Annotated in this window: 11 protein-coding genes; 4 read left to right on the top strand and 7 right to left on the bottom strand. The window is 73.8% G+C overall.

Features of this window, described 5'->3' with window-relative positions:
* Nucleotides 1–378: 378 nt before the first annotated feature.
* Nucleotides 379–840 carry a hypothetical protein gene (locus OG899_RS00800; RefSeq protein ID WP_125497327.1) on the bottom strand — a complete coding sequence of 154 codons (462 nt, stop codon included), beginning with the start codon at nt 838–840 and terminating at the stop codon, nt 379–381.
* Between the two features lie 576 nt (nt 841–1416).
* Here OG899_RS00800 and OG899_RS00795 point away from each other — a divergent pair.
* Nucleotides 1417–2082 (top strand): hypothetical protein, encoded by a 666-nt coding sequence (locus tag OG899_RS00795; RefSeq protein WP_125497326.1) that lies wholly within the window; start codon nt 1417–1419, stop codon nt 2080–2082.
* 161 nt (nt 2083–2243) lie between these two features.
* Nucleotides 2244–3029, top strand: coding sequence for a class F sortase (locus tag OG899_RS00790; protein ID WP_168132424.1), 786 nt, complete (start codon nt 2244–2246; stop codon nt 3027–3029).
* Nucleotides 3030–3107: 78 nt separating this feature from the next.
* On the opposite strand, the gene OG899_RS00785 is transcribed toward OG899_RS00790, so the two are convergent.
* From OG899_RS00785 to OG899_RS00775, 3 genes are all read right to left on the bottom strand, one after another.
* Nucleotides 3108–3995, bottom strand: a complete 888-nt coding sequence (locus OG899_RS00785) for an endonuclease/exonuclease/phosphatase family protein (protein WP_168132423.1) — start codon at nt 3993–3995, stop codon at nt 3108–3110.
* 100 nt (nt 3996–4095) lie between these two features.
* Entirely contained in the window at nt 4096–5274 is a 1179-nt protein-coding gene (locus OG899_RS00780; protein WP_168132422.1) for an anhydro-N-acetylmuramic acid kinase, read from the bottom strand.
* A 78-nt stretch (nt 5275–5352) separates the two neighbouring features.
* Nucleotides 5353–6912, bottom strand: a complete 1560-nt coding sequence (locus OG899_RS00775; RefSeq protein ID WP_125497322.1) for a sodium:solute symporter — start codon at nt 6910–6912, stop codon at nt 5353–5355.
* 282 nt (nt 6913–7194) lie between these two features.
* Here OG899_RS00775 and OG899_RS00770 point away from each other — a divergent pair, with 282 nt between their 5' ends.
* The gene (locus OG899_RS00770; RefSeq protein WP_168132421.1) at nt 7195–8142 is read left to right on the top strand and encodes a MurR/RpiR family transcriptional regulator; all 948 of its coding nucleotides are present in this window, start codon (nt 7195–7197) and stop codon (nt 8140–8142) included.
* 183 nt (nt 8143–8325) lie between these two features.
* Here OG899_RS00770 and OG899_RS00765 read toward each other — a convergent pair whose 3' ends face one another.
* Nucleotides 8326–8952: a CAP domain-containing protein gene (locus OG899_RS00765; protein WP_189427649.1), complete on the bottom strand. Its 627-nt coding sequence runs from the start codon at nt 8950–8952 to the stop codon at nt 8326–8328.
* 492 nt (nt 8953–9444) lie between these two features.
* On the opposite strand from OG899_RS00765, the gene OG899_RS00760 reads away from it, so the two are divergent.
* Nucleotides 9445–10647 (top strand): CapA family protein, encoded by a 1203-nt coding sequence (locus tag OG899_RS00760; protein WP_168132427.1) that lies wholly within the window; start codon nt 9445–9447, stop codon nt 10645–10647.
* Between the two features lie 91 nt (nt 10648–10738).
* Here the strand turns inward: OG899_RS00760 and OG899_RS00755 are convergent, their stop codons facing one another.
* Nucleotides 10739–11944, bottom strand: coding sequence for a cytochrome P450 (locus OG899_RS00755; RefSeq protein ID WP_125497319.1), 1206 nt, complete (start codon nt 11942–11944; stop codon nt 10739–10741).
* Nucleotides 11945–12304: 360 nt separating this feature from the next.
* The gene (locus OG899_RS00750) at nt 12305–13315 is read right to left on the bottom strand and encodes a bile acid:sodium symporter family protein (protein ID WP_125497318.1); all 1011 of its coding nucleotides are present in this window, start codon (nt 13313–13315) and stop codon (nt 12305–12307) included.
* Nucleotides 13316–13510: the final 195 nt, after the last annotated feature.

The following is a 13510-nucleotide window of genomic DNA, read 5'->3' as shown; positions in this document are numbered from 1 at the left end:
GTTCGACGTCCCGGACACCCTGCACGGTCCGGGCACCGTGCACGAGAGATCATCGGGCTCGTCGACGCCGTGACGAAGGATCCCGACGTCCCCACGGATCCGTCCGCCGCCCTCGGCCCATGGTGTCGGCTGGTCCACAGCGCGCACGGTGACGTGGTCGAGGTGCTGGACGTCGGGTGCGCGCGGTGACACCCACCCGCCCGGGTCCGACGTCCCGGGCCCGGCACCGGGACGGCCCGGTTCAGGCCGTGCCCGGCTCCCACCGTGCGAGAGATGCAGACCGTGCCAGGCTGCGTCGGCCCACGACGCGGCGCACAGCGCCCGGGCCGCCCGGGAGCGACCGGGCCGCCGTCGTCCGTGTGCCGGTGTGGCGATCCGTCAGGGCGCGTCCGGCGACGGCGGCCCCTCCGAGCCCTGCGGTTCCACCGGCTGCTCGGACTCCTCCGGCACGGGCAGCGGTTGCCGGCACGGTGTGGAGGTGTCGAGCCTCGGGGCGGCCCGGCGCAGCGCGGCGGCCACGCCCTCGGCCCGGCGGACGTCACGGGCGGAGACGGCGAGGAGCAGGAACGCCGAGCCCTGCCACAGTTCGGCGCACACCACGGGCCGGCCCGGCCGCACTGCCACGAAGTCCCGCCCGGCCTGGTGCCTCCGCTCGCCGGCACACGCCACACCGGGGATCTCCACCCCGCCCGCACGGCACCCGCGCAGGGCGCGCCACCAGTCCGGTTCCACCACCACCCGGCGCACCGCGCTCAGCGGCACACTCACCCGCCACCGCCGTGCGGCAGCCTTCTCCCACCAGCTCAGGCGGACGACGAGCCGGTCCGCGGTGATACGCATACGTGCCATGGGACCCTCAGACGGCTGCGGCGTACGGGGGGAGCGAGGTGTCTCCTCCAGCACACCCCCGCCCGGCGGGCCGCGCACACCCGTCACTGCCGTTCAGGTGACCGGCCGCCCCTCGACACCCTGTCAGGACTGACGGGGTGTCGGCCCCGCGGCCCGCCGGAGCCACGCGTCGGAGGAACCGCACGGCCCGACGGCCCGCCCCGAGGCACCTTCTCGGTGTCAAAGCGCCCGCAACACGCATCACTTGGCGTGCCGCCAGGTCCGGGCTCTGCGGTGGACCGCCCGGCTCGCGGGCCGCGCCGCCGGGGTGCCGGACCTGCCGTCGCCCACACCCGCCGGCGACGCCCGGCGTCTTTAGCACACCGCCGGATCGCTCCCCGGCATCCGGTCGCGCGCCACGCCCTCGGTGTCCCCCGCCCGGAGGTACGAAAACGGCGTCAGTTCATCCGTTTGCGACGCTCCGATGGTGCGGGCCCCGCAACGCGCTGATGGTGATCACGTCGGCCCCGTGTCCTCGGACACCGGGACGCGGTGTCGGCTCTCGTAGTCGCGACGGAAGGAACACCCATGCGTTTCACCCGTACTCTCTTCACGTCCGCGGCGGTGGCGGCCGCCGTGGCGTTCGCCGCACCCGCTGCCGGTGCCGCGGACCTGACCTCACCCTGGACGTCCCAGGCGGCCCCGCAGGCCGCCGCCTCCCACGGCGACCACTCGGACGACTACGGCGGCCACGGCGACCACGGCGGTCGCGGTGGCTACGGCCGTGGTGACGACGAGGGCGGCCGCGGTGGTCGCGGTGGCGACGACTACGGCGATCGTGACGACGACGGCGGTCGCGGCGGCTACGGCGGTGGCCGTCACGGCGACCACGGCCACGGCGGCCGTCACGGCGGCAAGCCGCACGGCGGCGTCCACGCCGGCGGCGGATTCCTCGCGCTGAAGGCCACGAGCTACGGCGACGAGGACGGCGGCCGGGGCGGCCGCGGCGGCCACGGCGACAGCGACCGGGGCGGCCGAGGCGGCCACGACGACGGCGGCTGGTCGAAGGGCGACGACGACCACGGCGGTGGGCGTCACGGCGGCAAGCCGCACGGCGGCGTCCACGCCGGCGGCGGCGGACTCGCCCAGTCCCGCGACACCATGGCGCTGGGCGCCGCGCTGGTGGCCGGCGGTCTCGGCACCGGGGCCTGGATGCTGCGGCGCCGCCGGGCGTCGGGCGCCCCTGCCGCCTGAGCCGGTCTCAGCAGCCGTCGCCTCGCTGCCGCGGTGTGCGCCCCGCGCCGGGACGGTCCGCCCCGAGCGGACCCGTGCCGGGCGGTCGGCCGGCCGCGGCAGCGGCGCTCCGGCCCCCGCCGAGCGGGGGCACGCACCACCTCTCACGAAAGGCACCGTCCATGGCCTCCCACCGTCCGCCCCAGACGGAACAGCGCGGGACCGTGTCCGGCCGGCGTCGCGGCAGGCTGCGCCTGCTGTTCCCCGCGGCCGCGGTCGGACTGGGGATCGTCCTCATCCACAACTCGCTGGACAGCAGCCCGGTGACCCAGGTGCACCCGTCGGGCAGGCCGGCGTCCCTCGCCTCCCGGCAGGCGCCGACGCCCACCGAGCAGGCCACCGCACCGTCCGCACCATCCGCGCCGTCCGCGGCTCCGTCCGCCACCGCCGGCCCCGGCCGGCCCGCGCCGGCCACCGGCGCCGCACCCGACGACGATGCGCTGCCCCGGTCCGAGCCGACACGCATCTCGATCCCGAAGATCGGCGTGGACGCGCCGTTCACCAAGCTCTCCCTCGACACCACCGGCCGGCTGAACCCGCCGCCGGAGAACGACAAGAACCTGGTCGGCTGGTACCAGGGCGGGCCCGCACCCGGCGAGCGCGGCGCCTCCGTCGTCGTGGGCCACATCGACACCAAGACCGGCCCCGCGGTGTTCGTCGAACTGCCCACGCTCAAACCGGGCGACGAGGTGGACATCGCCCGCGCCGACGGTGTCGTGGCCCGGTTCGAGGTCGACGCCGTGGAAGTGTTCAGCAAGTCCGACTTCCCCGACGACCTCGTCTACGGCGACACACCGTCGCCCGAGCTGCGCCTGATCACCTGCGGCGGCACCTTCGACAAGGCCCGCCAGGACTACCGGGACAACATCGTCGTCTTCGCACACCTGGACTCGACCGCCCGGGCCTGAGACCGCCCCCGTCCCGGGCGGCGCCGCGGCGCCGCCCCGGGCGGTCGGCCGGCTCTCCCCGCGGCCGGGCGGGTGGTGTCACCCGGCCCGGTGGCGCAGCCGCAGGTCGGCCACGACCGGACGGTGGTCCGAGGCGGTGACGTCGGCCACGCGGGCCGAGGCGACGCGCACATCGGGGGAGACGGCGACGACGTCGATCCGTGTGACCGGGGCGGACGCCGGATAGGTCGGACCGGCCTTCGGGGCGGCGTCGGCGAGCGGCCCCCACAGTTTCGCCAGCTCCGGGGCGCCCGGCTCGGCGTTGAAGTCCCCGAGCAGCACCTTCGGGCCCCGGTCGGCGGCCAGGACGCCCAGCATGTCGTCGACCTGCGCCCGCCGCACGGACGGATCGGAGCGGTAGTCCAGGTGGGTCGAGTAGACGTGCACCACCGTCCCCCGGGCCCTGACCGTCACCTCGGCGAAACCCGGCGCCGGCGCGGGCACCGGGTCGGGCTCCTGGGTGGACAGCCGGGTGATCTCATGGTTCTCGGCGCCGAGCACCGGCAGACGGCTGAGCACCGCCACCCCGAACTGCCGCCGCTCGGTGTGCCCCGCATCCGGCGGCAGATCGTAGATCGGCGCGAAGAAGTACCGCATGTGCAGGCGCGCGGCCAGCTCGCGGGCCTCGTCGGCGAAGCCGCTGCGCTCCGCCCAGTGCGCATCGACCTCCTGCAGGCCGACCACATCGGCGTCCAGGCTCCGGATGGCCCGCGCGGTGCGGTCCAGGTCGAACACGCCGTCCTCGCCGGCTCCGGCACGGATGTTGTAGGTGGCCACCCGCAGCGGCACCGCGGGTGCCCCCGCCGGGCCACCGGCCGGGGAGCCGTCCTGGGCGACGGCGGGCCTCACGGCACCGAGCGCGGCCGCCGCGGCCAGCACGCCGGCGGCCACGGCCCGGAACACAGACCTGCTTGTCCTGCGTGTCACACGGTCCTCCTCACAACGGGGCGGTGCGGTCCGGGCAGGACAGGTGAGGCGGGCCCGGACCGGTCGGGCGGGACGTGCGGTGTGCCGGGCCGGTGGACGGTCAGCCCTGCCCGGAGGCGATGCGCAGCCGTGCCGGGGCGACGGCCGCCGGCTCCGGCAGCCGCAGCGGGCCGGCGCCGGGCGTGATGCTGCCCAGCACTGCGGCACGGCGCGCCCCGGTGCACGACGGCACCGTCGCGGGCAGCCCGTGCACCGTCAGGAAGCCCAGCACGGCGAACGCCAGGGCCTCCTTCGCCGCGGACAACAGACCCAGGCGGTCGCTCGGCACGACACGGACGCCCGGCAGTTCCTCGCCGATCATCCGCATCATCACCGGATTGCGGGTGCCGCCGCCGGAGGCGACCAGCTCGGTCACGCCGTACGCCCGGCAGGCGTCGGCGACGGTCACGGCGGTCAACCGGGTCAGTGTGGCCAGCACGTCGTCGGGGTCGGGCACCGGCACCACGGCCAGTGCGTCCAGCACGTGGTCCAGGCGGAACAGCTCCTTGCCGGTGGTCTTCGGCGCCGGCCGCGCGTAGTACGGCTCGGCCAGGAGCCGGTCCAGCAGGCCCTGGTGGACGCGTCCGCGGGCCGCTGCGCGCCCGTCCTCGTCGAAGTGGCGGGCGCCCCCGCTGAAGTGCCGTACCGCGGCGTCGACGAGCGCGTTGGCGGGGCCGGTGTCGAAGGCGACGGGATCGCCGCCGGGCGGGACGACGGTGACGTTGGCGATGCCGCCGAGGTTCAGCGCGGCGCTCACCCCCGGCCGCCCGTGCAGCAGCAGCGTGTCCACGATGCTGACCAGCGGGGCGCCCTGGCCGCCCGCGGCCACGTCACGGCTGCGCAGGTCGCTCACCACGGGCAGGCCGGTCGCCTCGGCGATCCAGGCCGGCTGCCCGATCTGCAGGGTGCCGTGGACCTGCCCGTCCTCCGCCCAGTGGTGCACGGTCTGCCCGTGCGAGACCACCAGGTCGGCGGTGCCGCCGCCCAGCTCCTCGACGGCCCGTACCGCGGCGTCGGCGAAGGCCTGGCCGATGCGGGTGTCCAGCCGGCACAGCGCCTCGGTGGTCGTGGCGGCGGGCGGCAGGACCGCACCGATGGCCCCGCGCAGCTCCTCGGACCAGGGCAGGCTGCGGGCACCGAGCGGGGTCATCACCAGCTCCTCGCCGTCCAGGACCAGGTCGGCTGCCGCGGCTTCGATGGCGTCGTAGGACGTGCCGGACATCAGGCCGATCACACGCATGCTCGCTCCCCGAGGGCGGACGGAGTGGAGGACGGACGGCGACGAAGGGGCCGGGGTGCGATCCCGGCCCCCGCGGGCTCACAGGGACGGAGCACTGGGCGTCGCCGCCTTCTCGACCGCGTCCCGCACACCGTCGCCGTCCCGCTGCGGCGGCCGGTGGAACAGGCTCATCACACCGCCCACCACCAGGGTGAGGACCACCCCGATCGGCACCAGCCACTGCGCGGCGATGCCGGCCTGCACCGTCGAGCCCGCGACCACCGTGTCGATCTTCACCCCGCGGACGATGTACGTCATCACCGCCACGGTCACCACGAAGGACACCAGCGCGTCCGTCTCGTTGGCCCGCTTGACGACACGGCCCAGCAGGAACGCGCCGAGCAGGGCGCCGTAGGTGTAGCCGGCGATCGCCAGACCGGTGAGGTACACATTGCCGGTGCTGCTGCTGAAGGCACAGGCGAAGACCGCCATCAGCACCGCCCACACCAGCGTCGTCGCCCGGGCCAGTTTCAGCATGGTCTCCTCGCCGGGAGTGCGCTTGAAGAAGCTGCGCATCAGGTCGGAGACGGTGGAGTTGGACATGGAGTTCAGCGCCGAGGACAGCGAGCCCATCGCGGCGCCGAGGATGCCGGCCACCAGCAGGCCGGAGATGCCGACGGGCAGGCCGTGCAGGATGAAGTCCGGGTAGAGGTCGTCGCTGCTGTGCAGCCCCAGGTCGCTGAAGGACCGGCCGTTGTTGTACGCCCACAGCAGCACACCCACCAGCGAGAAGGCGGCGAACTGCACGGTGATGAAGACGCCCGAGCCGATCATCGCCTTCTGGCTGTCGCGCAGGCTGCGGGTGGACAGGATCCGCTGGACGATCAGCTGGTCGGAGCCGTGGCTGGCCATCGCGAAGACCGCGCCGCCGAGGATCGCGGTGGGCATCGCGAAGGAGCTGGTCAGCACGTGGCTGAGGGAGAAGTCGGTGTCGAAGACCTTGAAGTGGCCGCTGTGCAGGGCGTCGCTGAAGCCCTGGGTGCCCACGTGTCCGGACAGCACCGCGATGGCCAGCACCGCGCCGCCGAGGTAGAGCAGCATCTGCAGGGCGTCGGTCCAGATGACCGCCTTGATGCCGCCGAGGTAGGTGTACAGCACCGTCACGGCGGTGATCACCACGATGATCGTGCGGTAGCTCGCGTCCACGCCCAGCTCGTCCAGCAGCAGCTTGATCGGGATGGCGGAGGCGAACAGCCGCACACCCTCGGCGAGCAGCCGGGTGACGACGAACGTGACGGACGCCAGGCCCTGCAGCCGCAGCCCGAACCGGTCGCCGAGGTACTCGTAGGCGCTGACGAACCCGCCGCGCTTGTACAACGGGATGAGCAGCGCGGCCACCACCACACGGCCGATCACATAGCCCAGCGCCAGCTCGACGTTGCCGAACGCCTGCGAACCGTAGGCGCCGCCGGGCACGCTGATCACGGTGAGCACGCTGGTCTCGGTGGCCACGACCGAGAAGCACACCGTCCACCAGGGCATCTGCCCTTCGCCGACGAAGTACTCCTTGGCCGATCTCTGCCGTCCGGACAGGCGCAGGCCGAGCCAGGCCGTCCCGATCAGATAGAGGAGGATCACTACGAGGTCGAGATGGCGCACGGGGGCTTGCTCCTAGACGGACGGCTGCGACGACGAGGACGCCGGGGCAGGTGACACGGACACCACGGGAGAGGACCGCGACGCCGCAGAAGGAAGCGGTGTCGCGGTGAACGGTGGTTCAGGTGCGGGTCGAGTATCGAAACAGCCGACCGGGGATGTCAATAAGTAACGGACCACCATTGTTGTGCGTTATTTTTTGACGCGTCGTCGTGGGCGCGACGCACGACCGCCCGTCGCACCACCCGGACCGCACATCACCCCGCCCCGCACGGAGGACCCGCCATGGCCCGCACGAGCACCTCCCCCGACCCGGCGGAGCCGGCCGACGCCCCCGCACCGGCCGACCTCCTGGGGGACATCCGTACCGCGCTGCCCTCCCTGGCGCCCGCCGAGCGGCGCGTGGCCGAGGCCGTGCTGGGCGACCCCGCGCAGGCCGCGCTGCTGTCCATCAGCGCGCTGGCCGCCCGCGCCCGTACGTCGGTGACCACCGTGATGCGGTTCTGCCGCACCGTCGGACTGACCAACTACCCGCAGCTCAGGCTGGCCCTGGCCGGAGCCGCCGCCCGCGAGCACGCCCTGCGCGGCGACCGGCCCCCGATCAGCACCGACATCAGCGCCACCGATTCGCTGGAGCAGGTGGTCGAGAAGATCGTCTACAACGAGACCCGGTCGCTGCAGGACACCGGCGCCGGGCTCGACGTCGCCACCCTGCGCCGTGCCGTGGACGCGGTGGCCGGGGCCCGCAGGATCGACATCTTCGGCATGGGCGCGAGCGGTTTCGTCGGCCAGGACCTGCACCAGAAACTGCACCGCATCGGCCTGATGGCGTTCATCTGGACCGATGTGCACGCCGCGCTCACCGCCGCCGCGCTGCTCGGTTCCGCGGACGTGGCGATAGGCATCTCCCACTCGGGTGCCACCGCCGACACCGTCGAGCCCCTCCAGGTCGCCGCCGGGCGCGGCGCGACGACGATCGCCCTGACCAACTTCGCGCGGTCCCCGATCGCCGAGTGCGCCGATCTGCTGCTGACCACCGCCGCGCACGAAACCCCCTACCGCTCCGGCGCCACCGCCAGCCGCATCGCCCAACTCGCCGTCGTGGACTGCCTGTTCGTCGGGGTGGCGCAGCGTTCCTACGACCACGCCACCGAGGCCATCAACGGCACCTGGGGCGCGATCCACGGCCGGGGCACCCGCCGCCTGCCCTCGGCGCCCCCCACGGGCACCTGAGCACCGGTCGTCCGCGCCGGGACGGACACCTGTCACACACCCGGGACACGGGGCGGGGCTTCGAGTGCGCCGGCCGGACACGGCGCGGGCCCGGGCCGCGCGGCAGGCGCACACCGGTGACATGCGGCGTACGTCCACGCGGACCCGGGCCCGGCAGGAGGGTGCCGTGACGCAGGCAGGACGTCAGCGGGCGGCGAAGTCCTGCGTCCAGTAGTCGCCGGGCTGCGCGTGCCCGACACCGATCTCCTGGTAGTCGCAGTCGAGAATGTTCGCCCGGTGGCCGGGGCTGTTCATCCAGCCGTCCATGACCTGCTCGGGCGTGGCGTAGCCGTAGGCGACGTTCTCGCCGTAGGCCCGCCAGTCGTAGCCGGCCCGGGTGATCCGGTCGCCCGGGGAGGAGCCGTCGGAGCCGGTGTGCGACATGTTCTGATGGGCCGCCATGTCCTCGCTGTGCGCCTGCGCCGCCCGGGTCAGCCGCGCCTCCAGGGTCACCGGCGAGCACCCGGCCTTGGCGCGCTCGGCGTTGACCAGGTCCACGACCTGGGCGATCGCGTCGTCCTCCGGGGGCGCGGGAGTCGTCGTGGCGGCGGGGGCGGCGGAGGTGTCCGCGGCGGGTGCGGCGCCGCCGGAGCCGTCCCGGGTGCGGGCGTCGTCCGCCCACATGTGTGCCGCCGCACGGTGCTTCGCAGATGTGCCGCCGTCCGGCCCGTCGACACAGGCCATGGCGGCGGAGGGTATGCCCACGCCGGCCATCGCGAGTACCGCGATGGCCACCCGCCGGTGCTGCCGGTTCTTTCGGTGCGTTGCCATGTACAAGACCTCACTAGGTGGCCGCCGAGCGCCCGTCGCACGGGCGTCCTTCACGCACACATCGCCCCTGAGCTGCGGAAATGTGATGCGGTGCCTCATTGTGTGAAGGCCCTGCCACACCTGGCAACACACCTTCGTACTACCCGCGGCCGTAGGCCTGCCGGGCCCGGGCCGTCGGCACGTCGTCACCCCGGAGCGGCCGGTGCGGAACCCGCCGCTGCTGTTGTCCCGTCAGCACCCGGCCGTACAGGGACAATGCGGGACCGCGGCGGGACGGGCGATGCCCGACGACATCGGGCATCCCGGATCCCCGTGTCAAGCCGGACAAAATCGCGTATGTCAGCGGAGCGGCGCCTACTACCCGCACTCGTAGACGTACGCCAGGTGTGACGGATGTCACGCAGCCCGGAAGTCGCCCGGCTGGGCACGTTCCGCCTCGGCGGCCCCGAGCGGACGCCGCCGGGCGACGTCGGCGCGTACTACGGTGACACCATGACCGGTGACGAGGTCACCCTGTTCCTGTGCGGCGACGTGATGCTCGGGCGCGGCGTGGACCAGATCCTCGGCCACCCCGGTGACCCGGCGCTGCGGGAGGGCTGGGTGCGCGACGCACGTCGGTACGTCGCGCTCGCGGAGGCGGCGAGCGGCCCGATACCGGCACCCGTACCGCCGTCGTATCCCTGGGGAGACGCTCTGCGCGTCCTGGACGACGTCGCCCCGCAGACGCGCATCGTGAACCTGGAGACCTCCGTGACCCGGTGCGACACCTTCGCCCCGGGCAAGGGGATCCACTACCGGATGCACCCGGACAACCTGCCCGCCCTCACCGCCGTCCGGCCCGACGTGTGCGTCCTCGCCAACAACCATGTGCTGGACTTCGGCCGCCCCGGGCTGCTGGAGACGCTCGACGTGCTGCACGCCGCCGGTCTGCGCACCGCGGGGGCGGGCCGCACCGCCGACGAGGCCCACGCCCCCGCGGTGTGCCCGCTGCCGGACGGCGCCCGCCTGCTGGTGTTCGCCGTCGGTACGGCCTCCAGCGGCATACCGCCGAGCTGGGCGGCGACGCCGGACCGGCCCGGTGTCGCGCGTGTCCCCGCACTCACCCCCGAGGCGGCTGCCGCACTCCTCGAGCGCGTACGACGGACCCGACGCCCCGGAGACCTGGTGGCCGTGTCCGTCCACTGGGGCACCAACTGGGGCTTCGGCGTGCCCGCCGAGCAGACCCGGTTCGCCCGCCGGCTCGTCGACGGCGGCGTCGACCTCGTCCACGGGCACTCCTCGCACCACCCCCGCCCCGTCGAGGTGTACCGGGACCGCCTGATCCTGTACGGCTGCGGCGACTTCGTCGACGACTACGAGGGCATCTCGGGCTACGAGGAGTTCCGCGACGACCTGCGCCCGGCCTGGTTCCCCACGCTTCGGGCCGGCACCGGGCGGCTGCTGCGGCTGCGGGTGGAGACACTGCGGGCCCGCCGCATGCGGCTGGAGCCGGCCGGCGGGGCGGACCGTGCCTGGCTCGGTGCGCTGCTCGACCGGACCGGCAAGGGCCTGACCCTGACGACCGGGCCCGACGGTGAGATGCTCGCCGTGCCCGCGGCCCGTGAGCCGGGCGACCCGCAGCACGACCGGGACCGGCGCCCCGGGCGGCGGGCGGACCAGCGGGCCACGGCCGCACCGCGCCGCAGCCCGCGCTGAGCGCACCATGAGCGGGAAAACGACGGGTGGGCCGACGGGCTGCCCGGCGCAGGACCTCACCGTGGACGAGCGGACCCGCCGCCGCGCCGGATCACCAGGTCACCGGCAGCTGAAGAGGGAAGCGCCGGATGGTCTTCGTGTCCCAGCGGATGTCCTGCGCCGGCACGGCCAGCCGCAGGCCGGGGAACCGCTCCACCAGTCGTCCGATGGCCACTTCCAGCTCCGCCATCGCCAACGGCATCGCGATGCACCGATGACCGCCCCAGCCGAACGTCATGTGCGGGCTGACGGGCCGCTCCAGGTCGACGGCGTGCGGGTTCGGGTAGCGTTCCGGGTCCCGGTTGGCCGCCAGGTAGGACACGTGCACGAAGTCGCCCTTCCGGATGTGCACGCCGTCCAGTTCCAGGTCTTCGAGCGCCAGCCGGGGGATGCCGACGCCCTTGCGGAACGGGATCCAGCGCAGCAGCTCGTGCAGCACCTCGGTCAGCGACTCCGGCCGGCTGCGCACGTGCTCCAGCAGCTCCGGCCGGGTCAGCAGCAGATAGGCGATGTTGCTGATCTGGCAGGTGGCGGTGTCCTGGCCGCTGAGCGCCACCGTCAGCGCCATGACCGCGAGTTCCCTGTCGTCGAGCTGCTCCTTGCCGTCGCGGGCCGCGGCCATCGTGCTGATCAGGTCGTCGCCGGGGGAGTGCCGGCGCTGCTCGACCAGCTTGCCGAAGTACGCCGTCAGATCGGCCTTCGCCGTCGCCGCGGTCTGCTGGTGACCGGGGTCGACGACCAGCAGCTGCCGCACCGACTCCTGGATGCGGGGCCACTCCTGCCGCTCGATGCCGAGCAGGTCGAGGACGGTGTGCTGGGGCAGCGGGTCCGACAGATGCCGCACGAGGTCGGCGGGCGGGCCCTGCTGGTCCATCTCGTCCAGCAACCGGTCCGCGAGACGGACGATGCGCGGCCGCAGGGCGTCGACATGCTGCTGGGTGAAGGCCTGCGAGGCCAGGTGCCGCACCCGGGTGCTGTGCGGCGGGTCCATCACATTGATCGACTCGCGGGAGACGATGGGCTCCGCCGTCATCCGCGGGTAGTCGTGACCCACGATGGCCGCCCGGCTCAGCCGCTGGTCGGTGGTGACCTGCTTGACGGCGTCGAAACCGGTGAACAGCCAGGCATCGGCGTCACCGTAGGGCAGACGGATGCGGACGGGCCCGTCGCGCTCCATCAGATCCGCGAGCACGGGATCGAACTCCAGGGCATCGCTGAAGTCGAACGGACAGGTGATCGCCTCGTCGTTCCCGGTCATCAGCCGACTCCTCGGGCCATCGCTACGGCATGGGTGGCGTCCGGAGCCCGGCGGAAGGCTCCGCGCCGGCCCGACGACAGCGCCGACGGCCCGGCAGTGGACGAAGAACACGGCGCGAGCGCCCACCACGGACGTGGCGGGCGGCACACGCCGCCGGGAGGCGTTGCGCGGAGCGCACGAGTCGTCGCGGCTCCGCCCGGTCCTTCCCGCCTCCTGCCGCGATGGAAGCACGGACGGCCGCGCGAACCGGTGAGCGGCACCGTCACCGCCAGCCGACTGGGCTACAAGCTGCGGACGAACGGGGAGCCCGGCCGACGGCCGGCGCCGGATGTGCGGCCCCGGCCGCACCGGGGCCCGGGGTCACCGTCCTGCGACGGTGCCCGACGGGGCGGCCGGGCGCCGTGCCATCCACGCGGCGACGAGCGCACCGGAGATGTTGTGCCACACGGAGAACACGGCGGCGGGCAGGGCGGCCATCGGGCTGAAGTGCGCGGTGGCGAGCGAGGCGGCCAGCCCCGAGTTCTGCATGCCGACCTCGAAGGCCATCGCGCGGGAGGCGGGCCGCCCCAGCCGGCTGAGCCGGCCGCAGCCGTAGCCGAGGGCCAGCCCGCAGCCGTTGTGCAGCACCACCGCCGCCAGCACGGTGAGCGCGGCGGACTTCAGGGCGTCCGCGCTGCCCGCGACGACCACGGCGACGATCGCGGCGATCGCCAGCGACGACAGCCACGGCATCGCGCCCAGCACCCGGGACACCCAGCGTCCCGCGACCAGGCGCACCACGAGCCCCGCGGCGACCGGCAGCAGCACGGTCTTGAGGATGTCGGTCACCATCGAACCGGCGTCGACGGGCAGATACTCGCCCGCCAGCAGCAGCGTCAGCGGCGGGGTCAGCAGCGGAGCGAGGACGGTGGAGACGGTGGCGACGGACACGCTCAGCGCGACGTCACCGCGCGCGAGGTAGGTGACGACGTTGGACGCCGTACCGCTCGGCGCGCAGCCCACCAGGATGACACCGGCCGCGAGCGCGGGGGACAGGTGCAGCACATGGGCGATCAGCCACCCGAGCCCCGGCATGATCACATAGTGTGCCGCCAGGCCGAGCAGCACCACCCAGGGCCGGCGGGCCACGCCCCTGAAGTCCTCCAGGGACATGGTGAGCCCCATGCAGAACATGACCACCCCCAGCAGGTAGGGGACGTCGGGGCCGTACCCGGAGAAGGTGGTGGGGGAGAGCAGCCCGATGAGGCCGGCGGCGATGACGAGGACGGGGAAGACCGTGACCGCGCGGCGGGCGGCACGGTCCGCGGGGGTGGGGCCGCCGGCGGGCGCGGTCGTGCCGCCGGTCCGGGTCGGGGTGTCGGAGTTCTGCATGAGCAGCATGTAAATAACAGGTAAGTGGCCGGGGCAAAACCGTCTCGCGATCCGGTCCGCGACTCACCTGGGGGTTTCCCGCTTCTTCCGCATATGTGAGTGATTCGGGCATTCGATGGGAAAGGTCGCCGGACGACGCCCTCGGGCAGCCACCCGCACCGCCGACACCTCCCGTCCGCGGCCGGTGGCGCGCCG

This window comes from Streptomyces thermoviolaceus (assembly GCF_045209695.1).
Lineage (GTDB): Bacteria > Actinomycetota > Actinomycetes > Streptomycetales > Streptomycetaceae > Streptomyces > Streptomyces thermoviolaceus.
Note: the sequence above shows the minus strand (reverse complement) of the source record. Positions and strands in the feature narration are given on the sequence as shown.